Here is a 24,250-nt window from a genome sequence, read left to right as displayed (position 1 = left end):
TTGTCTGAATAGAAATTAATGCTTATCTTCTTATATTCATAAGTTGCCTCTTTGTGAAAATAACTTACGGAATGTAACGAGTAGCGAATTAAACTGATTTCAAATCCAAAAGTAGTTGTAAGTTTACTACATTGACTCAACTTCGAGATCTAATTCTAATAACATTGTGATTAAATAGCGATAATTACTAGCTAGGTATGCCCAGCTAGTTCTATCGACTGCTAACGTATTGGTCGGGCAGTTTATTAATCTGGTTTATTATAGTTGGAGAGAGAAAGTTAATGTCTAAGAAAGGACCATTTTGTATCCGAAATGCAGCGGCGGATACATTTGCAATGGTGGTTTTTTGTTTTATTACGGGCATGTTTATTGAAATTTTAGTTTCAGGGATGACATTTGAGCAGTCACTAGCATCAAGGACTCTCTCAATACCAGTTAACATAGCAATTGCTTGGCCTTACGGAGTATTTCGTGACTTTATGTTGCGTCAAGGTGCTCGTATATCGCCGAGTAAATTTATGAAGAATATTGCAGATTTAGTGGCGTATGTGACATTTCAATCACCAGCTTATGCAATGATTTTATTGGCTGTGGGGGCAACACCAGAACAAATCATTACTGCAGTTTCAAGTAATGTTGTTGTTTCATGTGTAATGGGCGTGTTTTATGGCTACTTTTTGGATGCATGCCGTAAAGCATTTAAAGTTCCAGGTTATACGCCTCATGCGCATTAATATTTTGATTTTAAACTAACACTTAGAGCCAGCATTGATTGCTGGCTTTTTTTATTCTGAATATTCAAAATATTGATTTAAAGATGTTATTCTTGAAGTTGCGTATTTATAAAGATTAACGGACTAATGAAAACATATTTTTTAGTAATGCTTGCCTATAGCGCAATTGGTTTTATGGGGATGTCGACAGTGTCTGCAAATTCATTGTCACACGCTCAAGACATAGAAGCGAAAACCAATCAATCCTCTCAAAAGGCTCAGCAAGGTATAGATAAAGAAGCTCAGCGCATATTAGATCTGCAAAATCAGATTGAACAAGCCAGCATTAGGTTATCTAATCAAACCGTTTATCGTGATCATTTGACTCAACTTGTTCGTTCTCAAGAAGATGAGAAGCAGCAACTCCATATTCAAATCACTCAAATAGAAGAGACGCGTCAGGGTATTGTTCCTTTGATGTATCAGATGCTTAATGAATTAGATCGTATCCTACATTCGGATTTGCCTATTCGTTTTACGGCTAGAACAGAGCGCCTTAACCAACTTCAGCTTTTAATGGGACGAGCAGACATTAGTGATGCTGAAAAATTTCGTCGGTTATTAGAAGTGTTTCAGATAGAGATGGATTATGGGTATAAAATCTCTGCCTACCAGCAAGAAATTACCCTAGAAGATGGCAGCAAAAGAGTGGTTGAACAGCTGCATATTGGCCGAATTACCTTATTTTCTCGCAGTGCGGATAAAAAACACGTTTGGCTTTGGCTACAAGAAAAGCAGAAGTGGCATGCAGTAGAAAGTGAGGTAATCGATGAAGTGAATGTGGCTTTTGATATCGCTAATAAGCATAAAATACCACAATTATTACGTTTACCACTTTCAGTATCTGATCTCAATCAATCGCAAGTTAAGGAGAATATCTGATGCGTATTTCTTCATTACTTGTTGCATGTTTTATGTTTGTGATTGCATTACCGATTCATGCTGATGCACTTTCTCAACTAGACAATAAAGCCGAAGCAAATCAAATAGAGCAGCAAAAACAAGATAAGCTGCGTACTCAACATATAAAACAGACTCGTGTTGAGTTAGAACAACAATTATCTGTCTTAAAACGCTCGATTCAAGAGATAGAAAAAGAGACTGAGAGATTAAGCACTACGTTCAGCCGTAATGAAAAAGCCTTAGTTGATTTAGAAAAACAATTGCAGATTGAAACAGGTAGCCTTGGCGAAGTCTTTGGTGTGGTTCGTCAGGGAGCAGCAACGACCCAAAATACGGTAATGACCTCTTTTATTCAACCGTGTGAAGGGGTCAGCATAGAGCCAATAAAAGCGGTGATAAATACTGATGCATTACCCTCAATAATGGTGTTATCTCAGTACATCAATACAATGGTGGCTTACATTGAGCAAAGTAAACGTATTGCCCCAGTAAATGCACAAGCGCTTCAAGGTGACGGTACTGTTGTTGAAGAATCCATGCTTCGTATCGGTGATATGGGGCTACTTTCTGATGAAGGTTACATGAAGTGGGATCGTTCAAACGCTCAAGCTGAGTCGTATCTTCGTTATCCTGAAGGATCACCAACAGCCGCTAATTTTACAGTGAACTCAATGCTCATCGATGTGACTAGAGGGGCGCTGCTTGCTCAATATGCTGAACAACCTACGCTGACTCAGCGTATTGAACAAGCAGGTATTGTTGGGCAAATTATTCTAGGTTTACTAGGTATTGGGCTCATTATTGCGATATATCGAGGTGTGGTATTGCTTCGTTTACAGTTACAAATTACCAAGCAATTGCAACACCCAGATAAGCTAAGTGATAACCCATTAGGGCGTATTTTATCGGTATATGATAAAGAAAAGTCGCAAACAGTAGAGTCTTTAGAGTTGCGTTTACTTGAGACGATCATGGATGAACAGCAAGGATTAGAAAAAGGATTATCTATGCTAAAACTGTTAGCGGCTTTAGCCCCTATGTTGGGCTTACTTGGAACGGTTACTGGGATGATCGAAACTTTCCAAGTGATTACGCAATTTGGTAATGGTGATCCAAAGGTAATGGCGGGTGGGATCTCTATGGCGTTAACAACAACCGTATTAGGGTTAGTGGCGGCAATGCCATTGTTGTTGGCTCATAATTTACTGTCTAGCCGTGCTGACAGTATTAATGCCGTTTTAGAAAAGCAGGGAGTTAGTTTGGTTGCTGCAAAAGCAGAGCTGAATAATGCTTGAGTTATTTAACCGCTATTTTCCAACCATCAGTGATTTTATGTCACAAGGTGGGGTTGTTCTATGGTGGTTGATGCTAGTGGTTTTGATGGTGTTTTTTCTGGTAATTGAACGGATTTCATTTTTATTTTTTGTCTTTCCAAAACGTAAAAAGCAGTGGTTGATGCAATGGAAAAACCGTAATGAACGGACGTCTTGGTATGCACTTGCCAATAAAGAAGGGTTATTACAATTAGCCAATAGTCAGCTGTATCAACACCTTAGCTTAATCAAAGTATTTGTGAGTTTATGTCCTATGATAGGTTTATTAGGTACGGTAACAGGAATGATCTCCGTATTTGATATTATGGCTCAACAGGGCAGCAGTGATCCTAAGCTGATGGCATCAGGCATATCTATGGCAACCTTACCTACAATGGCTGGAATGGTGGCAGCCCTCGTTGGTTTATTTGCACACGCAAGATTATTAAAAGTCATGACACGACATGAATATCACTTAGAACAAGCATTAAGGAGTGACGAATGCGCATAATTCGTCGAACAAAAGCCAGAGAAGATGCGAATATAGATCTCACTTCAATGTTAGATATCGTCTTTATTATGCTGATTTTTTTCATTGTTACTAGTTCGTTTGTCAGAGAATCAGGAGTAGAAGTTAACCGTCCTCAAGCCTCTCACTCTGTTGCTCAAAAAGAAGTAGGGATCTTTGTCGCTATTACTGCTAATAATCAAGTTTTTATCGATAAACGTCGTGTAGATATGGAAAGAGTAGAGGCGGTTTTGGCCTCTCTTCATCTGGATAATCCTCAAGCGAACCTTGTGATCCAAGCAGATAAACACGCCTATAATGGCACTGTCGTCTTAGTGATGGATGCCGCGAAAGGGGCGGGAATTGAAGGCATTGCATTAGCGACGGAAGCACAATAATGCTTCGTAGCCTGTTTGCATTTATGTTGGCGATAGTTCTTACGCTTGCTTTGTTCAGCTTTATGGCTTGGATGACTATTCAACCTAAAAACACCATTGCAGAAAGTGAGCGTTTACAGTTTGATGTTGTGATGGCTGAGCCTGAATCGCACAGCCAACGTCGTATTCGTCAATTGCCAGAGCCTCCTAAAACTCCTAATGTGCCCGAGTTGCAATCAAGTTTGTCGTCGCAGGTTGCAAAGGTGAATGCACCAGAAGAGACATCAATGCCATCAATAGAGTTGGGAGAGATAGGGTTGAATGTTGCGGTTTCTTTACCTTCATTTGAGGGCTTAGGACAAAATCAGCAAGCGATGCCACTCTACCGAGTTGAGCCAAAATACCCATCACGAGCACTAAAACGTAAAATGGAAGGGTATGTTATTTTGCGATTTACTATTGATGAACAAGGTAGGCCAACGGACATCGAAAGCATTGAAGCAGAGCCTAGTCGTATGTTTGTTCGACCTGCTATTCAAGCATTAAAGCAATGGAAATATCAGCCTAAATTAGTCAAAGGAAAGGCGATAACTCAATCAGGCCAAACAGTACGGTTAGAGTATCGATTAAGCCAATGAATCGTTTTATTCACCTATGTATTCGTTATGCCAATTATGGAATGGTTATAAGTGTGTTGCTTATTGTTGGGCAGCCACATGCAGCAGAACTGAGCCATTATAATGCTAAGAAAATTCAATATGCTAGCCAACTTCAACAAGAAGGAAAGCTAGGGGAAGCCATTGATGTATTATCTTTATTAAACCCAAATGCTAAATATGACCAAGCTTATATAGCGAGGGTATTGGGTGTTTTTTATTGGCAAAATGAGCAAGCGAAAAAAGCGATATCAGAGTTAGATAAATCTGTATCTCTAGCATCTCTTGATAAACAGTCACAATGGCAAACCGAGAAAATGCTGGCAGATATTTATTATTCAGATCATCAATTTTCAAAAGCCATATCGCATTATCAGCATTTGTTGGTATCTGAGTATTCAACATCATCAGATAAGCAACGTACCGAGTTAGCATCAAATAAAAATGAAATATATCTAAGGGTTGCGAATGCTTATTATCAAAAGCAATCATGGAAAAACTGTTTAACGTATATACGACAATTTGTTCCTAATAATAGCAATGAGAAAATACAAAAATACAAGATCCAATTAGTCAGTGAATTGCAGTTATCGTTTTGGCGCCCAGCAGAAAAAACGGCTCAAAGATTAATTGAGCTAGAACCTAATCATAAAATGTGGTGGCAACAATTAATAGCGGCTCAATTGCAGCAACAAAAAACAGATAAAGCCTTAGTAAACTATGCCTTGGCAAAGCAGCAGGGGGTTCGATTTGAAGCTCAAGATTTTAGAACCTTATCTCAACTTTATAGCCAAAATAGATTACCAGAGCGAGCAGCCCAAATAATGGATGAAATGTTTCTCCAGTACCCAAAAACCAAAACTGAACCAGAGTTAGTAAGGCAAGCGACATACTGGCAAATGGCAAAAGAGTGGGCTAACGCAGAAAAAGCATGGCAACAAGCGGCACAGAAAAATAAAAAACACTATTGGTCTCTGGCAAAATTACAAGAACAGCAAAAAGAGTACAAATTAGCTTTAATAAGTACAGAGAAGGCAAAGCCAGTGACTAAAGAATCAGAGTATCGCTTAATGATGGTTCGCTTATATTATAAGTTGTCTCGTTATAATGATGCTTTAGCGCAAGCAAAACGGCTCAATGAAGCTTATCCATCAGAAGAAGTAAAATATTGGATTCAGTATTTAAAGCATAAAGAATAAGACTTTGTGATTACAAGCTAACCAAGCCGTGTAAAAATAAAGCAAACAATTGAGATTATGTAAGAAACTCCTTGACCATGTAGACGTAAATCATTAAATTAGCGCTCGTTGTCTCGAAAAGAGCAATGATTCGGTGAGTTGTCCGAGTGGCTGAAGGAGCACGCCTGGAAAGTGTGTGTACGGCAACGTACCGAGAGTTCGAATCTCTCACTCACCGCCACATTCAAAGCCCCAGCTTTCTCGCTGGGGCTTTTTGATTCTATAAATAAAATTCTCATTTTCTGATCTTCTTATCTATTCTTCTACGTTCTAATCTTTTCTAGCTAAACCTCGCTTTTTATGTGATGCCACTTAGGTTCCGTATCTGTTCATTATCCACTTTTTGACTTGATTAAGTTGAAATTATGCTTAAGCCATAAGATATACATTGGAACTATTGATGCTTATTTATATGTGTAGTGCTACCTTCTCTTTTGAGAATAATGAAGCCTTACAGAGGGCGTGTGAATGTTTTTAAGAGAGAAATCACCAGCCTTAGCTCGGTGAAATAAAAAAAGAATAATTGCAGATTTAGTCTATTCTATATTTATATCAATGGATTATTTTTCTTAAAGGGATAGAAATGTTTATGCATAAAAAACTGGGGTGTGTTTCAGTACTCTTCCTTATAATCGTGTCTCAAACCATGGCCAGCGAGAGCCGTTTTTCAGCACACAGCGACAATTATTTACTTCCGTTTTATACCGAGTCGAAAGTTAACCAGAAGCGCTTTGCGCCACTCAACCCAAACGGTCATGCCGCAAAAGATGTATTTATTCAATTTCAAATAAGTATGAAATACAAGCTTATGGCCTTTGAGGGAGATGGGATTTTTATTGCATATACACAACGCTCGAATTGGGAGGCTTACGATGACTCGGCATATTTTCGAGATGATCAATACAATCCTGCACTTTTCTACCGCTGGAATATGGAACAGTGGCAACTTGCATTAGGCTTTGAGCATCAGTCTAATGGGGCAGGGGGAACAGTTGAAGTTAGCTGGAACCGCGCTTATTTAGATACAAAATGGGATTTTGAGTCAGGCTTTGTGCGTTTAAAACCGTGGATAGATGTGGGCAATAAAGACTACAACCCAGATATTGTTGACTATCTTGGTTACGGTGAGTTGGAGCTAGGCTGGATCTCGGTAAATGACAATGAAGTGAAGCTAACTATCGCTAACTTTTTTACTAAAGATTGGCAATACGGTTTCTATCGACTCTCTTGGGATTTCCCCGTTTATCAGGGGGTACGGGGGTATATGAAAGCAGAAACAGGCTACGGCCTTACGATATCAAATTATGATTTTGATGAAAGTGCCTTTGGCGTGGGGTTTACGTTTGATTTCTAGGCTCTGATTTTATCAAATTTTATATCTTACTCTACCGGTAGATTCTTAGAGTACTGATGGAATCCGTGTACCATCCACGAAATGTGGTTAGAAACCATATCAGAGCTAGTACTCGTTTAAACGGAAATTAAGAAGTGCATCTTTGCTGATCATGCTGAAACTAAGGAGGTTAAGTAACCGATCTCAGTGGATTAGCATGAATTCCTTCTTGATCTAAAAAGTCATTGCTTACGTATAACTTGTGTAAATCCAAAATTAGAGGTTCATATGTACCAGTTGACCATTTTTTATGATGGAACTTGTCCATTGTGTGCAAAAGAGATGAATGCACTTAAGCAACAAGATCAAAATAATGCGATAAAAACCATTGATATTTATAGTGAAGACTTTTCTGACTATCCTAGTATTGACCCAAAGGCTGCAAATACGATTTTACATGCATTAAACCAAAACGGTGAGCTGATCCTCGGGTTAGATGTAACGTATCTTGCCTGGAAGCTCGTGGGTAAAGGCTGGCTTTATGCTCCACTTCGGTGGCCGGGAATTAAAGTACTTGCCGATTGGTGCTATTTGTATTTTGCTAAAAATCGCTATCGAGTGTCCTATTGGCTAACGGGGTCTTCTCGTTGCAGTAAAACCAGTTGCTCAAAATAAGAATTTTGTTAGGGAGCCATGATGAACATACTTATTGTCGGAGGAAATGGTGGTATAGGCTTTGCGATGATAAAAGAGTGCCTTACCCAGTATTCAGATGCTCAAATTCACGCCACTTATCGCCGAACCAAACCACAATTTCAACATGAAAGAGTGAGGTGGTATCAAGTCAATGTTAGCCAAGATGATGAAGTGAAAGTATTCAGCGAACACTTTGATGATATAAATTGGATTATTAATTGTGTTGGTATATTGCATACACAAGATAAAGGACCTGAGAAAAACTTAAGCGCATTAGATAGTGTGTTTTTTCAACAAATGATGATGACTAACACACTACCCACATTACTACTCGCTAAATATTTTACGCCAAAACTCCAAAAGACAGACACACCTAAGTTTGCTGTCATTTCCGCCAAAGTGGGCAGTATCTCAGATAATCAACTGGGTGGATGGTATAGCTATAGAGCATCCAAAGCCGCTTTAAACATGTTCATAAAAACCATGTCAATTGAATGGAAGAGAATGCTAAAAGATGGTGTGGTATTAGCTCTTCATCCGGGGACAACAGACACCCCTTTATCTGAACCATTTCAAGCTAATGTCCCTCAAGGTAAATTATTTACACCAGAAAAAGTTGCTAGTGATCTTATTGGGTTGATTGCTTCAAGCACACAACAACAAAGCGGTTCATTTTTAACTTACAGTGGAGAGCGCCTACCTTGGTAAGCGTAAAGTTTTTGGTGTTATGTCAGCGGTCACTCAGCAACCAAACAATTATTGTTTATTTAATTTCTATTTACCTATCAAGCTTCTTCATAACAGCGTAGGATTAGACTAACTTTAGCTAAAATCAGGCTTGCACCTAGGTGCTCTAAGATAAAATAATGAAATTAACTGAAAAACCGTTACTTAATAATGCTTTGCTCATTTCTATTTGCACTCCACAGTTTAAAGGTGAAGAAGCAAAAGCCTCTTTAGCTGAACTTGCTCGCTTGGTAACAACGCTAGGCTTTAAAGTAGTGGGAACTCAATCTCAAAATCAAAGCTCCACACAAAAGATGAGCGTCTTAGGTGCCGGTAAACTGGCAGAAATCGCACATATCACGGGTAACCAAGGTGAAGGTGAGGAATATGATTCTGATACTGAAGATTTCTTTGATGAGATGGATTTAGATGATATTCCGTCAGATAACCTGCCTTTTGGTTGTGCGGATGTGGTGGTTTTTGATTGCGATTTAACGCCGTCACAATTGCGAAATGTTGAAAACCAGCTTGGTGTTCAAGTCTATGATCGTACGGGTATTATCATCGAGATATTCAGTCGTCATGCTCGAACTCGTACCGCTCGTCTTCAAGTTGAAATGGCTCGCCTAAACTATGTAGCCCCACGATTGAGAGAATCTTCAATTGGTGATAATGAACGCCAAATGGGTAAAGGTGCCGGTGAAACAACGCTAGAACTTGATCGTCGTAAAGTGCGTGACCAGTTAGCTGAGTTGCGCCGAGAGTTAGCCAGTGTTCAGGATGAGCTTAAAGGTCGTCGAGCTCAGCGTTCAGAGCTGTTTTGTGTTGCATTAGTAGGTTATACCAATGCTGGTAAGTCTTCAATGATGCGTGCACTAACAGGCAGTGAAGTATTGGTTGAGAATAAATTGTTTGCAACGCTAGATACGACGGTACGTGCGCTGTATCCTGAGACTCAGCCTCGTATTCTAGTATCAGATACCGTTGGATTTATTAAAAAGCTTCCTCACGACTTAGTGGCGTCTTTCCATTCAACCTTAGCAGAAGCGCACGATGCTTCATTATTACTTTATGTGGTGGATGCGTCAGATCCAACGTTTAGATCTCAACTTGATGTTGTGCATGAAGTACTTGCTGAAGTGGGTGTTGACGACATTGATAAATTATTAGTGTTAAATAAATCAGATCAACTGACACCAGAGCAACAACAAGAATTGATGGAAGAGTTTCCAGATGCAATGATGACATCAACTCGTAATCCACTTGATGTCGCTAAGTTGCATAAGTACATTGTTAACGCTTCTGAGCAAGGAATGATCGAAGAAGAGATTATTGTTCCTTATGATGCAAAAGGCATAATCGGTGAGATCCGCTCAAGCATGAGTGTCACTAAAGAAGAATATGACTATGAGCATATTAAGTTAACGGTACGCTCAAGTGCGATTGATCTAGCAAGATTAAAGAAGTTAATGTCTAAGTAATTTTTATTAGACTTTATTTCTTTTTTGAACGAAGTAAATATTGAGAGTACGAAGATGTTTGAGGTTAAAAACGTAAATTATACTGGTGAGAATGAACAAGCGATCCGCGAAGTGCGTGATACTGTGTTTATTCAAGAGCAAAGCATAGATCCTGACATTGAGTTTGACGGATTAGATGAATCAGCAGTACACGCAATTGTTTATAGTAATGCTCAGCCAGTGGGAACAGGGCGTATTTTAGACGATGGGCATATTGGACGTATTGCTATTTTGAAAGCATTTCGAGGACAAGGACTGGGCTCTAAAATTGTTTTATCATTGATTGATGAAGCAACAAATAAAGGCTATCCACGTGTCTATTTAGGCTCTCAAAAGCACGCTATCGATTTTTATACTAAATTGGGTTTTCAGCCGTATGGTGATGAATTTATGGAAGCGGGTATTCCACATTTATCAATGGAAAAACAGCTAAATAATTAAGCCTAAATACAAAAAGGCGCAAAGTGATTAAACTATGCGCCTTTTAATAAATTTGTTTGATTCACTTAGTAATCACTGTCGCTTGGCTCAATGAAGAACTCGCCATCGACTGTTTCTGCGATTTCTAAGATTTTCACAATCTCGCCATTAATGGTGATGTTTGCTAAGCGGACAGGCTCTTCATCATAAGGATGGAAAGGCGCCATTTGCATTTCAATGCGATACTCTTCATCATCAGGCCCTTGGAACCAACCCTCACCAAACTCAAGCTCAGTTTCGTCCCCTTCTTCAGGGCAAGTATGATAAGCCGAAACAAGTTGGGCACCTTCAAAATTAAGGGTGATGGTTTCGCCCCATTCTACAACGTATTGTGCATCTTCCATTGTGTATTACCTTTCGCAATTGTGGTGCGCATTGTAACGCGCACCCTTCGTAAATCCTATCGCTTATTCACCAGCGACCATTGGGCGGTGTTGGCGCATACTTGCTAGTAACATATAGATAGCGGTTGCCAATAAAATTGCAAATAAGTAACTCATTAAGCCTTCAGCAGTATTCATCAATGTGTTTGCCAGTACAGGGCCACATACAGAGCCAATACTGTAGCTAAATAACATCACTTGTGTTGCCGATACAATGTATGACTCATCTAAGGTATCGCAACCCAAAGAGATAGCGATAGGGTATAAAGCAAATGCCGCCATACCAAGAAGAACCAGTGCCGTTGCAAGTACCGCAGTGTTATCGCTTAACGTAGTTAAACCAATAGCGAATACACCAAGAATGCAAAATAGCGCCATCAATAATGTTTTACCTAAATGCTTAGATAAGTAAGACACAAGTGGTTGAACCGCCATTCCACCAAGAACAATCAGCGCCATTAAACTACCAATTTGCGTAGTGTTAATGTTTCGATGTTTTAATTCTAAAGGCATTAAACCATATACCGCACCAAGCAATAAGCCAGAAACCACACAGCCCATGATTGATGCTTTGTTTAGTTTTAAAATTTGCTTCAGGTTTAACACATTATGATGTTCTACTTGTGGTTGTACGCCTTTACCAAATAGTAAACAAGCAATAGCCATCATGATTAAACCGATGATCATATAATAAGGAAGTAAACCTTCAATACCGATAAAACCGATACCTAGCTGTCCTAATGATGAACCACCGTAAAGTGCCCCCATGTATAAACCAAGACGTTTTGGACGGCTTTCTGCATCACCAATTAATAGCCAAGACTCAACAACAACAAACACGCCTGCAACCGCAATACCAGCAACAAAACGAGCTGTCATCCATACCCATTCAACAGGCATGGTAGGAAGAATAACAATAGTTGTTGCAAGTAATGCTAAAAATAATACAAAAGCGTTCTTATGCCCAAGACGAGCAACAAACGGTTCAATAAGACCTGCACCAACAAGAAGGCCTGCATAAAATGCACTGGCTAACCAACTGGCGTATTTCGCCTCAATTCCATACTGGCTTAGCATCAATGGAATAAGGCTCATTAAATAGCCTGATGCGACAGCAAATAAAGAAAGTGCAATCACAGGAATAAATAGACCAGGTTGTGACTGAGTTGATGTTGTTGTGTTCACCGCAGTGCCTCAGAAAAAGTAATAGAATTAAGTAGGTTTTCCGCGACTATGAGGCTAATAAGCACCCGAGTAAAACGAGTAATTTTATTGATAAGGATAAATTTTTTTTATCAATAAATGGTGTACGAGAAAATAATGGATTATATAAAAATGTGATAAATGAAAAGGGGGGGAGATGGGAATAATAAATGCGTTTTAGCATTGGCTAACTTTGTAAAACGTCTTATATATCAGACACGAATGTATTGCTGTTTCATACACTGAAATTGGCTCTCGTATTTCCTTAATGTTTCTATTTTGTTGTTTTTAAAGTGTATTATTTGTTTTTCTTCCCGGTAAGGAACATCGCACTTGGCGTTGCTACTGTTTTTATTTCAGACATTGTGTTTTATGTTCTTTCGTTGGTTGGAGTAAATACAGCTTAAGGATTTACATCTATGGAACAGATTGGTGTTCTCGCTTTGCAAACTGAAGCACACCATTTTTGTGGTTTTTTTTTAAACATAGGAGGCAGCTTCTGGATTCAAGTTTTAGCAGTGGGGTATTACGAACACTCTTTTTTGTTGTGGTAAGAAATAACGATTACTTATACTAATGGATATCGGCTCATTGTCGATACCCACTGTTAATCAATATTGAGGGTAGTTAGACGCGATTAGTGACGACGTTTCTTCTCTAACTGTTGGTTGACGAGTAAAGCAATCAGAATCAATCCGCCTCCTAAGCTTAAACGCAAAATATCGGCATCACGATTCCAAATCAATATATTTACTAAGATCCCCGCAGGAATAAGCAAGTTATTCATTACCGCTAACACACCAACATTAACCAAGGTCGCGCCTTTATTCCACATGAAGTAGCCAAGGCCAGAAGCTATGGTTCCCAAATAAATAAGTACGCCCCACTGTGTCGTTGTTGTAGGTAGCTCTTCTGTGTTGCCAAAAATAGCGTAGCAAACAGTAGCGACGATTAAGGCACCGATGAAAAAGAACCCAAACACGGTTTTTTGCTCAATGGTTTGATCTTTCATTAATCGCTTATAGCAAACTTGGCCTGTCGCAAAACATAAATTAGCGCCTTGAACCATCGCAAACCCAAGTAAGAAACCAGAATCAATGCCGTTATAACGAATGGCAATCGCGCCTAAAGTAGCAATCACAGCACTTATCATAAAGTGAGGGTGAAACTTTGCTTCAAAAGCATCGTTTAATAATGTGATATAAATAGGCGTCATTACGGTGAATAATAAAACTTCAGGAACCGTAAGGTACAAAAAGGATTGATAATAAAATACATACATCAACCCAAGTTGGATAGCACCAATAAGCATTAGCTTAAGGGCTGTGGATAAAGACACTTGTTTAGGGCGTAAAAAAGGAAGAAAAACCAAAGTAGCTAACCCAATACGCATTAATACAGAGAACCAAGCGTCAACTTGTCCTGCGAGGTAAACTCCGATCAAGCTAAATGAAAAAGCCCAAAGAAGGGTAATTGAAAGTAAATATGACATGAGTAATCCATTAATAAAACCAATAGTAGTATTCTAAATGAGGTTTACTATCAGTAAAGAAAAAGATAAGAAAAGCAGAGTGTAATAGCTCTATTTGTAGTTCTCTTATCTAAATGTAAACACAAGGTGTCTGTGGTGCTTAGTTTGTTTTAATGAAGCCCAAAAATAGGCTATAAATTGGATAAAGGGCTACGAACACCATTCACTCCACTTTGAAGCTCGTGAGTATAGCTTTGTGTGGTTTTTACATCACAGTGTCCAAGCTCTTTTGCTAATATTACCACTCGGTGTTTATACCCTTTCCCATGTCATATCCTTAGCGCCAAATATTGAAAATCTATATCTTAATTAACGCAATCGTAAGCACTCTGTAACTGGAAGTCCTGAACCATACATTAACTGTACTTATAATAAAAAATCTGGGGAAACTTGTGATAATAACTGAGATATTTCATTGCAGATTAGCGGCAATTTTCTATCTTTATTTGATTTTTTAAAGCGAATATCAATTGGTTGCTCTAAGATTTGTTTGTAAAGAAAAACCAATGCATTGAGTGCTTGATACATTTTTACTTTTAATAATTAAGATACAATAGACTTTAGTTTGAATTTCCTACGCAAGGCGACAATATGTAGTATATCCTGAATAACCTCACTGATATGTTTACTTTATTACATTGATTTACATATAAATTTAGAACAGACTGGAAGTATTAATAGGTAAACAATAGACGAAGGTTATAGGTGAACTATAAGACGTTTTGCCGTAGAAAAAGCGTTATGTGTCACGGTAAAAATCTCACTGAGGAAATTATGAAAGAACCAGATATAGAATTTTCCAAGTGGAAATTAGAGCGTGAGAAAGGGAGTTTTGTGGTTTTGAATATAATCCGATTTATCTTTGTGCTTCTCATTAGCGGCTGCGTGTCGTCAGAAAATCAAGTGATTGGCTATCTTGGTTTCGTTGATAATGATAAATGGGCAATTCAATTTAACGATTGTTCAGTCATCTCATTTGAGCAAGCACAGCCATATGTTTGGTTTAATCGAGAGCTGAAATCGATAAGTTGTTACACGTTAAATGATAACGACACATCAACAATAAGAAACAAACCAATTCGAGTGTACTCTCACCCCAACAAGAGCTCAGAGTATAAAGAAATATTAAAATTCAGTGAGCTAACTGTTTCACAATCTGGATGGGGCACCTTTCCTAGTGTTTATAAAAAGGCGAACTCAAGCTGGTTCAAAGTTGCTGAAGGTTGGGTTCACTTAAGTTTTTCTGACAAGGCTTTCGTTAACTTCTATTCAGGTCTTCAAGATATTGAAGGGAAAAAAGAGCACGATGCATATTATTTAAATCATTAGCCCATACTGCCCGAAGTTACTTAACTAACAAATAATTTATGCAGACTGTCAATGCTTGGCGTTTTTAGCGCGGTTTATCTTCAGTGATTTAGGTGTTAAGTTTGAGTGTATTGGTTGTGTTGTCAGCTACTTAATTGGGCGTTAAACGAACGGTCTCAATGGATAATTAAGTGACTCATAGTGACACTTTGTTCTTTCGCTAATGGATACTGAATATGAAAGTTGAATTAGTCACTACATTGAAGCGTCAAGCTACTAAAATCCTTTCTGATCTACACGCCTCAAAAGAGCCGGTATTAATTACAGAGCATGGTTAACCATCTGCGTATTTGTTGGATGTCGATGATTATGAATTTATGCAAAAACGCATTGCCATCCTTGAAGGCATCGCCAGTGGTGAAAAAGCTATTTCAGATAATCGTGTCGTATCTTCTACAAGGTAACTAATGACGATGTTGTGTATATTCTTACGTTATGAGAGAGGAGCGCGAGTTACGCCAATTTCTTCTTAATGACCGTTGTTTGTAGTAAGAGTTCGTTTTACAAACGTTTCAAGACCGATTCGCAACACTTGGCGTTTTAAACTAAACTTTAGGTTTGTTGTTACGGTGTAGTGGTTTAGTAAGGTGGTATCGTTGCTCATACCTTAATGTTCCAAGCATAATTTACAAACATGGAGTTGAATTCAATTGAGTAATTTAGGGATATATTTTTTATTACCAATCAGTGTGTTAATTGGTTTTTCTTTAGCATCTCAGGCAGGAGTTAACTCACAACTTAGGTTAGCCTTAAGCAATCCAATTCAAGCTGCATTTATTTCATTTCTTATTGGTACCATTATTCTCGGCGCTTTAGCGTTAATTCAAGGTGACTCATGGTTTAAGCCTAATTCATTAGCAATATTACCTTGGTGGGCTTGGCTAGGTGGATTGTTTGGTGCCTTTAATATTGCCATGTCTATATTTTTAGCACCTAAACTTGGAGCATTAGTTTTAGCTATTTCAATAGTATGTGGCCAAGTAATAGCTTCATTAGCTCTAGATCAAAACGGTTGGCTTGGGTATCCTAAAATTGAAATTACATTTAATCGTGTTTTAGGTGCATTATTTTTAATCATAGGTATGTTTTTGGTTGCCAAGAAATAAGCACATAACAACGAAGCGTTATAACGAAAATGGAGTTTATACATTGAAAATGGACATATTCATAGTTGATGCTTTTACAGATCAGCAGTTTAAAGGTAACTCAGCAGCTGTAGTTCCTGTTGAAGATTGGCTGTCTGACGATCTAATGCAAAATATAGCCGCAGAAAATAATCTATCAGAAACAGCCTACATAAAAAGGATAGGCGTGAATCAATACGAGATCCGCTGGTTCTCCCCTCTGACTGAAATCGATTTTTGCGGTCATGCTACTTTGGCATCTGCTTTTGTCTTGTTTACTGAGTTTGGTGTACAAAGCCAAGTTGAATTCATCACACGAAAGGTTGGTAGCTTAAACATTATTCTCAATGCAGAGAATGAAATCGAAATGATTTTTCCAAACCAAAAACCTGAGGTTGTTTTAACTGCTCCATTACAGTTATTAAATGGCTTATCTAAAGAACCTATTCAAGTTCTCAAAAATCGGCAAGCTTACTTTGCAGTCTTTGGCAGTGAACAAGATGTCCTTGAGGTTACTTATGTTTCAGACGAATTGAAGCAACTTGCGCCTTTGGATGTGGTTGTGACTTCAACATCTGAACGTTATGACTTTATCTCTCGTTATTTTTGGCCTGCGAATGGTGGTGACGAAGATCCAGTTACTGGCTCTATCCACTCTGGACTAGCACCTTATTGGGCTGACAGTCTAGGTAAGTCAGATTTAGTCGCGTACCAAGCTTCAAAAAGAGGTGGAGTTTTGAAGTGCAGTGTTTCAGAGGAAGCGGTAGTTATCTGTGGTAAAGCTGTTCTATATCTGAAAGGCAAAGTTTACGTTTAGTGGAAATTATCGTTATAACAGAGCGTTTAAGTCGGATTATCAATGCTAGGCATTTTTAGCTTGTTTGCCTAATAAGATTGGCTTGTATATTCGAACAAGTTCACGTTTTTTTATCGGCTAAAAAATACCTATGTTGTAAAATAATTAGATATTGTTAGTAACGGTTTAAGTGATTTATATGTTTCCCCAGTTATTTTTTTAGCTTTAGTTTTTATGCTAACTAGTTGTGCAACAATCGATCTTGAACCTGAATCAAAAAATGCAATAGAGTTACCAGACGTGAATTTTATTATTGGTAATGTCACGAGCATTTATAACATTAAGCTATCTGTTGGTAACATTGATTTTGAAAATGAAACATTTAAAGAAGATTGGTTTTCATCTTTATCATATGAATATACAAAGGATAAGCTTTATATAGTTGGAACAGCGAAAGCAGGAAGTTATATTGGAATTACTTCAACTAAAGCTCAAGATGCTAGCGGAACTCCATTAGGCACATTTACGCCTTGCAATAAAACATTGGTTTTTCGTTTACCTTATGGTGGAGCAGATGTATATGTGACCGATGTTAATTATGAATGGAATAATGTGTCTATTTCCCCAATATATTCAGACCAAATAGAACAAGCAAAAAAAGCCTTTAATACTAATAATATTATACAAGCTAGATATCGTAAGCTAAATGCTGATTTGTACAATGATTGCTATACTTTAAATCCAAACCCCGTAATCATGACAAGACCTATTTAGAATGTATAATAAGTGCATAACACATTTGCTATATTCGGTATTTTCATTATGCGTTAGTTAAGGTGATTTGCGTTACTCATCCCTCAAAACCTGTTATGTGGCAAACAGAAATGGAAACAATCATTATGGATAATTTAGTCGTCTTGTTACAGAGTAATTTTTAACGCCAAACTTAAAAACGGGAAAATTATAGTTAGGCTCGAAGGCCTTTCAAATTTTGTATCAATAAGCAAGGATATAGCTGCCGATGAGTACAAAATTAAAACGAATGATACAGTACTATCGATAATAGCTAGTTTCTTTTTGCTGTTTGGTTTATATGGCATCAATCAAACTAGTGGCAGTAATTTATTAGACCTTGCACTAGTACATTTTCTATTTTGAGTTACGTTACAGTGGTACTCACAGAGCTTAAAGTAACAAAATTACCCGCTGTAATAGGTAGTTTACACTGCGGAATAAGCGCATAAAAAGTATTTAAGACTGATTCTTAACGCTTCGCATTTTGGATTTTATTTGCTTAAGTGAATACGGCCTAATAGTATAGGTCAGGTGGTGGCGTTGTTCACACCTTAATTTGGTTAAGTTCTTTGGAGCCTAAATGGATTTATCTTCAAATTTTAGAATGTTGGCGTCCTATAACCAGCGAATGAATAAGCAATTACTTGGTGTTTGCAATGAGCTGACTCATGAGCAGTTGCATCAGAACACTGACTCATTTTTCCCAACAATAATGGCTCACTGGAATCATATTTTGTTCGGAGACTTGATTATGCTACAGCGCCTTGTTGCAAATGATTTGGTATCAGTTGATGCTACAGTTTTAGAGAAGTTACCTGTATCTAAGTCAGTTTCTGATATCTTCGCTTCGGATCTGAATGAACTCTCTGAATTACGAGAATTTATAGACTCAATTTACATTGATATCACCAATCAGTTTAGCGCTGATAGTTGCAATCAAATTGTCAGGTACAGGACAACTGAGGGGCAGGTAATTGAACGGACAGTTGGTGAGTTTTGCCAGCATGTTTTCAATCATCAAACACACCACAGAGGTCAGTTGACGTGTTTGTTAAGCCAGTTTGGTTTAGACTTTGGCTGTACAGACCTACCTATGATCGTGCCAGAGGGAGCGCGTGCATAGCAATGATTTATATGTGGTGGTGTTGGCAACCCTTACTGCGAGGTTATGATTATTTTAGCTTATGTTCTATTACAAAAGGAGTTACTAGTTGAAAAATTTAAAAATAGCTATCGCGTTAATGATGCTTTTATCTCAGTCTGCTAATGCGAATGATGTTGGATTTAGAAAAATAGATAATGTCTCAAAAGAGGGTTTATCTATGGCTGTATTATATCCGACATCTTCAGAGCCAAAGGCAGTAGCTTTTGGGCCGTTTAAATTAAATGTTGCAATAGCAGGTATAATCAAAAGTGGTCAGTTTCCATTAGCTATTATCTCGCATGGATCTGGAAGCAGTAGTTTGTCTTATAAGGACATAGCACTTTCATTGGTTAAGAATGGCTTCATTGTTGTTATGCCTTAGCACCCTCAAAATAATTATTTAGACAATTCATCAGAGGGTAAGGTAGAGAACTATGTAAATAGACCAAAGCATATCACTGCTTCTATAGACAAAGTACTATCAATACCTAGTTTAAGTTCTCATATTGATATTCAGAGAATTGCAGTATTAGGGCACTCTATCGGTGGTTACAGTGCGCTTGTTGTGTCAGGAGGAATAGCTAGCACTAAGGAATTAATTGATTTATGTAAAAATGACCCTGAGCTATCAGATCCTTATTGTGCTCCGGTGCTTGCGAATCTATTAACCCAAACCGTAATTGTAAACTCGAAAGATAATCGAGTTAGTGCTCAAATATTGATGGCTCCTGTAGGGGCTCTATTTTTGTCAAAGAACTCATTTGAGAATGTTAATATTCCTACGCTATTATTAGTTTCTGAGAAAGACGAGGAGTTGTCTGAGAAATACAACTCTCAAGTGATAAAAAGTGGCCTTCAAAATACAGGTTTATTAACTTATAAAGTAATACCTAACGCTGGTCATTACTCATTTTTAAGCGTATATCCTGATTTATTAAAAGGTGAGTTAGGTGTAATGGCACAAGATCCTGATGGTTTTAATCGTGCTGAGTTTCAAAAAAATATCGGGAATCAAATTGCCACGTACCTAAACCAAGTGATGTGATTGTAAACGTATAATAAGCGTTTTAAGCGGAACGTTAACTGTTGGCTTAAATCTATTTCTGGCTACTTCTATAAAAGTTCCATGCATTAACAACCTCACCGGTTTTTAGTATGCAATCACTATTTTCTAGATTGTAAGAACCTTGTTGTTCAATGCAGTAAACTGCTGCAGGGTTTGCTTTTTCCATAGGTTTTGCCATATCGGCTTTGGTTGATGGATCTTTTTCTGAAGAATTACAAGCAGCAAGAGAAATAAGTAAACTAAAGGTAATTGCTATTTTGTTTAACATAAATAAACCTCTATTTTAATCATTATTGGCAATCTTGATTCATGCTGCCTTGTTGAGCAGGTTGAGCAGGTTGAGCAGGTTGAGCAGGTTGAGCAGGTTGAGTTATTGTGAATTTACCATTTAAATCTCTGAACACCCGAGTGTTCCAAACTTGACCATTATCTAATTTAAAATCAATGACGTAATTTGTTCCAGCAACTACTTGTGTTTTTACCGCTAAAATCTTTTCAAGTTTTGCCGAGGTATTCATCATACCAATGACATAATTAGTGGCTTTTTCAGCCTCTGGAGTCACAATAGAGGTATTCCATCCTCCTGCCATGCCATTATCGACATTGCACAGTGGATTCATATTGTCAGAAGAGATCTCTGGTTCTTGTTGTGTTTGCTGAGCACACCCAACAGTGAGTAATAAAATGCTAGAGCAAGCCAAGATAGTAAATGGTTTCATTATTAGCCTCATATAAAGCGACAGTAAAACGAGTTAAATCAATTTAGTTTTTTTTCCTCTAAAATTCAATCCATCTGGTATTCTTTTTATACATTATTAATTTAATGTATTTTCAAGATCTTTTTCTAAGTGTAGTGTAGATGAGGATTTCTACCTCCTATTTTATATAGCTGACCATTATTAAGGGCTCTCTATTGGTTTATCTAATTCGCTTTCTTTGCTAATACTGAACATTTACTTACAGTGATTGGTGTAATTAGTTAAGTAATAAAAAAGAGCAGTCATATAAATGGCTGCTCTTTTAGTTTTTTGGTTCTAATTAATTACATTGGTCTGATTTTATAAAAAATTGATTATAAATTACAGACTTTAGTCCAACTGCCGTCACTGCCAGGTGTAGACGCTGTCCACCAATTGGCTTGGTAAACACCATTACTGTGAACCACTTTATCACCTGTATTTGCGTGACTAGGGTTACCTGCCCAATCTTTTTGTGGAAGATCTGGGTAAGTAACTAGGCCTGTTGCATCACAACCAGTATCTGGTGTACCGCCATTATCTCCACCATTGTTACCGCCAGAGTTTAAATCTGCTAGTGGTAGGTCTGGTTGTTCAAACTTAAAGGCATAATCCACATTATTGATGTTAACCGTATAGTTTGCAGGGCCAGAAATTGGTAGGTAATAAACCATATCTAACTCATATACCCCGCCAGCAGGTAATGCTTTCCAAACTGGAAGAGTGAAAGCAACACGGTGCATTGTTCCATCGAAACCACCGATATTATTTCCACGAGTATGACCAGAGGCGATTACTTGTAAACCACCGCCTGATTGATCTTTTGCATTATCAGGTGCCGATACTGGGATATCAAATTGGAACTCAGTGCCTCCTGGAATATCTTGGCCAGTGTTATTGGTAAAGTTGATTTTTGGATTAATAGGGTAGTTTTGGTCACCCACTTTAAATCCACCCACACTTACTGCAATATCTACGGTTTCAGTCGGAATTGCGCCTGTCGCTACCGTATTGCCATATGGTGTTGCTGATTTAAATTTCTCATAAATCGCTTTTGTCATGGTGTTACCCATGTGGTATTCACCATTACCCGTTTGACAAGCTGCTTCAGTTGAGTCGACAGACGTACGATTACCATTGGCATCCAGTAGATAACAGTTGTAATCCCCTGCTAGTTCCCAGAACATGATGCCACCAATTTCTTGGTCAATAACGTAGTCCGCTTTGACGTTGATAGAGTCTTTATCTTCAGTCGACAAGAAGACTTTTTTCTCTGCATTCCATAACCATGGCGCTACAGCAACGCTGTCATAGTGACGAGTATAAGTACCGACTAATTGATCAGCAGGGTCATTTACAGGATCTAAACCATAGATGTTAGCATAAGACCCAAAGATACCTTCTTGAAGGTTTTTCGCATGCCACATAGGGTTAGAACCTGCGCCCATTTCTTGGCCGTATGAGTTCTTATCGTGCCACATGTTATCGATACCTAACGCACCGTAACCACAGTTATTTTTCTCACCTTCGCCAGTTCCTGCATCACATTTAGCTTGATCTGGTAATGGAGCACGGCCCCATAAGCCATTCTCACCACCTGTGACACCCTGCCAACCACGAGTATAGTAAGGAACACCGATATTGATTCGACCTGCGGGCATTGAACCGCGGAAGTAGTGATAAGCCCAATCTGTATTTAGGTAACCAATGCCACCATAAGCTGCAGTATCATAAACGTTCCACTGAGCTAATTCTGAATCCTTACCTGTATCAAATAATGCCGCGTTATGACCCACATGATCATTCCATGCGCCGTGTAAATCGTAAGACATAATATTAACGTAATCTAGGTACTGAGTTACATCAAAGGTCTCCATACCACGCAATAAATAACCAGATGATGGTGCTGCAATGGTCAGCATATAATGTTGCCCATCTTGAGCTGAGGCAGCATCTAGTTTTTCACGGAGTGTTTTCATTAATACTTGGTATGATGCCCATAAATATTGACGACGAGGCTCCATGAAAGCCTTATCATCTGGATTGCCGGCCCCCGCCATAGAGGTTGGGTATTCGTAATCGATATCTAAGCCATCAAATTTGTATTTAAGCATCATTTCAACAGCAGATGATGCAAATTTCTCAATACCTGCATAGTTGATGCTACCATCGGCATTGGTTGTCATGGAATAGAAGCCACCATCAGCTACTCGATTACCATCAACACCAAAGTGACCGCCCGTTTCAGCCCAACCACCAATAGAGATTAAGGTTTTAACGCCATGTTTTTCTTTAGCAGTAGCGAGTGCACCGAAGTGACCTTTAAAACCAAGTGCAGGATCAATTTCAACACCAGCCCATTCTTTACCTGTCGCAGCATTATTTGGATCCGTAACATCACCCACATTGACTTTGCCATCAGAACCAATACTCACAAACGCATAGTTAATGTGTGTTAATTGTTCCCAAGGTATGTCTTTTACTAAGTAACTATTCTGTTCGTCGCCACCATCACGCCAGCTTGTAAAGTAACCAATCACACGACGTGGGTGATCTGCTCCCATTAACTCACGACCTTCTTTATCATAAGTTGTACAGTAAGGAACATTAACGCCTTCCGTTTGATATAAGCCATCAGGGCGACAGTTATCAGCAACAGGAAGTGAGCTAGTGACTGTCAATGTCGATGCGGCTGAATTAGTTGAAGCGCCTAAGTTATCCGTTGCCGTTGCATAAACGGAGAGGGAGCCTACGGAAGTTGTTTTATATTGTAAGGTATAAGGTGCTGTCGCTGCAGTTCCCACAAGAGTGTTATTGACATAGAAGTCGACTTTATCGATTGTTCCATCTGAATCGCTAGCATCAGCGGTTAGCGTGACTACTGTACCAAGCTCAACATTGCTTGTTGACAAACTTAATGTTGCAGTGGGTGAGGTATTATCAACAGGGCTATTGGTTACGTTTACCGATACTGAGCTAATCGTACTTACCGCGCCTTTATCGTCGTAAGATTGAGTACTAAAGGTATGAGTGCCTTCAATGGCAGTCCAATTCGCGTTAAAAGGGGAGGTCGTTGATGATGCTATCACTGAACCATCAACAGAAAAATCGACGCGAGAAACGGAGCCATCGCTGTCCGATGCTGATGCCGTTAATGTAACAACATCACCTGTTGTTATTTTATCCGTTGCGCTAGGGGAGGTTAAATCAACGGTTGGTGCAACATTATCTGCTTCACCAAAACAAACACCTAAGTCTTGCCATGCACCCCATTCTCCAGCGGTCGCAGGATCGTTATTTTGGGTCCAATATTTGGCTTTATAAGCATTAGCCCCTTTTTTTACTTCATTTCCGCCATTATAAACTTTGCCAGCATCCCAGGAATCAAGCGGTAAGCAATCTACAGCCGCTTGAGCATTGAATGCCATTAAACAAGAAAGGGTGAGTGTAGAGAGGGCAAATTTATAATTATGTTTTTTTCTAAACTTTGAATGTTCCATTTCATATCCTTAAAGGTAATTCAAAAACCATCAATCATCTTTATAATTGATGTGAAATAAGATTAGGATATAAATACATA

Annotated in this window: 26 protein-coding genes, 1 tRNA gene and 1 pseudogene; 22 read left to right on the top strand and 6 right to left on the bottom strand. The window is 38.5% G+C overall.

Annotation, left to right across the window (positions count from 1 at the left end):
- Positions 1–281 precede the first annotated feature (281 nt).
- From F8B77_RS01130 to F8B77_RS01070, 13 genes are all read left to right on the top strand, one after another.
- Complete coding sequence (locus F8B77_RS01130) at positions 282–734, top strand: L-alanine exporter AlaE (RefSeq protein ID WP_130043264.1); 453 nt, start codon at positions 282–284, stop codon at positions 732–734.
- Between the two features lie 126 nt (positions 735–860).
- Positions 861–1,655, top strand: coding sequence for a DUF3450 domain-containing protein (locus tag F8B77_RS01125; protein ID WP_151652981.1), 795 nt, complete (start codon positions 861–863; stop codon positions 1,653–1,655).
- Complete coding sequence (locus tag F8B77_RS01120; RefSeq protein ID WP_151652979.1) at positions 1,655–2,971, top strand: MotA/TolQ/ExbB proton channel family protein; 1,317 nt, start codon at positions 1,655–1,657, stop codon at positions 2,969–2,971. Before F8B77_RS01125 ends, F8B77_RS01120 begins: the two co-directional genes overlap by 1 nt.
- A complete protein-coding gene (locus F8B77_RS01115) occupies positions 2,964–3,500 on the top strand; it encodes a MotA/TolQ/ExbB proton channel family protein (protein WP_151652977.1) in 537 nt (178 codons plus the stop codon). The genes F8B77_RS01120 and F8B77_RS01115 overlap by 8 nt, the downstream gene beginning before the upstream one ends.
- The gene (locus tag F8B77_RS01110; RefSeq protein ID WP_151652975.1) at positions 3,491–3,895 is read left to right on the top strand and encodes an ExbD/TolR family protein; all 405 of its coding nucleotides are present in this window, start codon (positions 3,491–3,493) and stop codon (positions 3,893–3,895) included. Before F8B77_RS01115 ends, F8B77_RS01110 begins: the two co-directional genes overlap by 10 nt.
- Positions 3,895–4,512: an energy transducer TonB gene (locus F8B77_RS01105; RefSeq protein ID WP_151652973.1), complete on the top strand. Its 618-nt coding sequence runs from the start codon at positions 3,895–3,897 to the stop codon at positions 4,510–4,512. Before F8B77_RS01110 ends, F8B77_RS01105 begins: the two co-directional genes overlap by 1 nt.
- Entirely contained in the window at positions 4,509–5,729 is a 1,221-nt protein-coding gene (locus F8B77_RS01100) for a tetratricopeptide repeat protein (RefSeq protein WP_151652971.1), read from the top strand. The genes F8B77_RS01105 and F8B77_RS01100 overlap by 4 nt, the downstream gene beginning before the upstream one ends.
- Before the next feature lie 132 nt (positions 5,730–5,861).
- Positions 5,862–5,949, top strand: a tRNA-Ser gene (locus F8B77_RS01095).
- 402 nt (positions 5,950–6,351) lie between these two features.
- Entirely contained in the window at positions 6,352–7,122 is a 771-nt protein-coding gene (locus tag F8B77_RS01090) for a phospholipase A (RefSeq protein ID WP_151652969.1), read from the top strand.
- 267 nt (positions 7,123–7,389) lie between these two features.
- Complete coding sequence (locus F8B77_RS01085) at positions 7,390–7,776, top strand: thiol-disulfide oxidoreductase DCC family protein (protein ID WP_151652967.1); 387 nt, start codon at positions 7,390–7,392, stop codon at positions 7,774–7,776.
- Positions 7,777–7,797: 21 nt separating this feature from the next.
- Positions 7,798–8,505 (top strand): SDR family oxidoreductase, encoded by a 708-nt coding sequence (locus F8B77_RS01080; protein WP_167512724.1) that lies wholly within the window; start codon positions 7,798–7,800, stop codon positions 8,503–8,505.
- Positions 8,506–8,663: 158 nt separating this feature from the next.
- Positions 8,664–10,004: a GTPase HflX gene (gene hflX / locus F8B77_RS01075; RefSeq protein WP_151652963.1), complete on the top strand. Its 1,341-nt coding sequence runs from the start codon at positions 8,664–8,666 to the stop codon at positions 10,002–10,004.
- Between the two features lie 54 nt (positions 10,005–10,058).
- Positions 10,059–10,484 (top strand): GNAT family N-acetyltransferase, encoded by a 426-nt coding sequence (locus tag F8B77_RS01070; RefSeq protein ID WP_151652961.1) that lies wholly within the window; start codon positions 10,059–10,061, stop codon positions 10,482–10,484.
- A 65-nt stretch (positions 10,485–10,549) separates the two neighbouring features.
- On the opposite strand, the gene F8B77_RS01065 is transcribed toward F8B77_RS01070, so the two are convergent.
- Positions 10,550–10,867, bottom strand: coding sequence for a hypothetical protein (locus F8B77_RS01065; protein WP_151652959.1), 318 nt, complete (start codon positions 10,865–10,867; stop codon positions 10,550–10,552).
- A gap of 63 nt (positions 10,868–10,930) precedes the next feature.
- The gene (locus F8B77_RS01060; protein WP_151652957.1) at positions 10,931–12,091 is read right to left on the bottom strand and encodes an MFS transporter; all 1,161 of its coding nucleotides are present in this window, start codon (positions 12,089–12,091) and stop codon (positions 10,931–10,933) included.
- A gap of 437 nt (positions 12,092–12,528) precedes the next feature.
- Between F8B77_RS01060 and F8B77_RS18025 the strand changes: the two genes are divergently transcribed.
- The gene (locus F8B77_RS18025) at positions 12,529–12,663 is read left to right on the top strand and encodes a hypothetical protein (RefSeq protein WP_280114362.1); all 135 of its coding nucleotides are present in this window, start codon (positions 12,529–12,531) and stop codon (positions 12,661–12,663) included.
- Between the two features lie 83 nt (positions 12,664–12,746).
- Here the strand turns inward: F8B77_RS18025 and F8B77_RS01055 are convergent, their stop codons facing one another.
- Positions 12,747–13,601, bottom strand: coding sequence for a carboxylate/amino acid/amine transporter (locus F8B77_RS01055; RefSeq protein ID WP_151652955.1), 855 nt, complete (start codon positions 13,599–13,601; stop codon positions 12,747–12,749).
- Positions 13,602–14,414: 813 nt separating this feature from the next.
- Between F8B77_RS01055 and F8B77_RS01050 the strand changes: the two genes are divergently transcribed.
- The 8 genes and pseudogenes from F8B77_RS01050 to F8B77_RS01005 all read left to right on the top strand — a co-directional run bounded on the left by F8B77_RS01050 (position 14,415) and on the right by F8B77_RS01005 (position 19,912).
- Positions 14,415–14,969, top strand: a complete 555-nt coding sequence (locus F8B77_RS01050; RefSeq protein WP_151652953.1) for a hypothetical protein — start codon at positions 14,415–14,417, stop codon at positions 14,967–14,969.
- Between the two features lie 215 nt (positions 14,970–15,184).
- Positions 15,185–15,412: pseudogene (locus F8B77_RS01045) on the top strand (type II toxin-antitoxin system Phd/YefM family antitoxin).
- Positions 15,413–15,658: 246 nt separating this feature from the next.
- Entirely contained in the window at positions 15,659–16,114 is a 456-nt protein-coding gene (locus F8B77_RS01035; RefSeq protein WP_151652951.1) for a DMT family transporter, read from the top strand.
- A 43-nt stretch (positions 16,115–16,157) separates the two neighbouring features.
- Positions 16,158–16,949, top strand: a complete 792-nt coding sequence (locus F8B77_RS01030) for a PhzF family phenazine biosynthesis protein (RefSeq protein ID WP_208846033.1) — start codon at positions 16,158–16,160, stop codon at positions 16,947–16,949.
- A 213-nt stretch (positions 16,950–17,162) separates the two neighbouring features.
- The gene (locus tag F8B77_RS01025) at positions 17,163–17,702 is read left to right on the top strand and encodes a hypothetical protein (protein ID WP_151652947.1); all 540 of its coding nucleotides are present in this window, start codon (positions 17,163–17,165) and stop codon (positions 17,700–17,702) included.
- 601 nt (positions 17,703–18,303) lie between these two features.
- A complete protein-coding gene (locus F8B77_RS01015; RefSeq protein ID WP_151652945.1) occupies positions 18,304–18,846 on the top strand; it encodes a DinB family protein in 543 nt (180 codons plus the stop codon).
- Between the two features lie 88 nt (positions 18,847–18,934).
- Complete coding sequence (locus F8B77_RS01010) at positions 18,935–19,249, top strand: hypothetical protein (protein WP_151652943.1); 315 nt, start codon at positions 18,935–18,937, stop codon at positions 19,247–19,249.
- Between the two features lie 183 nt (positions 19,250–19,432).
- Positions 19,433–19,912, top strand: a complete 480-nt coding sequence (locus F8B77_RS01005) for an alpha/beta hydrolase (RefSeq protein ID WP_151652941.1) — start codon at positions 19,433–19,435, stop codon at positions 19,910–19,912.
- A 52-nt stretch (positions 19,913–19,964) separates the two neighbouring features.
- Here F8B77_RS01005 and F8B77_RS01000 read toward each other — a convergent pair whose 3' ends face one another.
- From F8B77_RS01000 to F8B77_RS00990, 3 genes are all read right to left on the bottom strand, one after another.
- A complete protein-coding gene (locus tag F8B77_RS01000; RefSeq protein ID WP_151652939.1) occupies positions 19,965–20,201 on the bottom strand; it encodes a putative hemolysin in 237 nt (78 codons plus the stop codon).
- A gap of 22 nt (positions 20,202–20,223) precedes the next feature.
- The gene (locus F8B77_RS00995) at positions 20,224–20,652 is read right to left on the bottom strand and encodes a cystatin domain-containing protein (RefSeq protein ID WP_151652937.1); all 429 of its coding nucleotides are present in this window, start codon (positions 20,650–20,652) and stop codon (positions 20,224–20,226) included.
- Positions 20,653–21,005: 353 nt separating this feature from the next.
- Positions 21,006–24,170: a chitinase C-terminal domain-containing protein gene (locus tag F8B77_RS00990; RefSeq protein ID WP_151652935.1), complete on the bottom strand. Its 3,165-nt coding sequence runs from the start codon at positions 24,168–24,170 to the stop codon at positions 21,006–21,008.
- Positions 24,171–24,250 lie beyond the last annotated feature (80 nt).

Source organism: Aliivibrio finisterrensis, assembly GCF_008933155.1.
In the GTDB taxonomy this organism is placed as follows: Bacteria; Pseudomonadota; Gammaproteobacteria; order Enterobacterales; family Vibrionaceae; genus Aliivibrio; species Aliivibrio finisterrensis.
The sequence above is the reverse complement of the archived record's forward strand: the minus strand, read 5'-3'. Positions and strand labels throughout refer to the sequence as shown.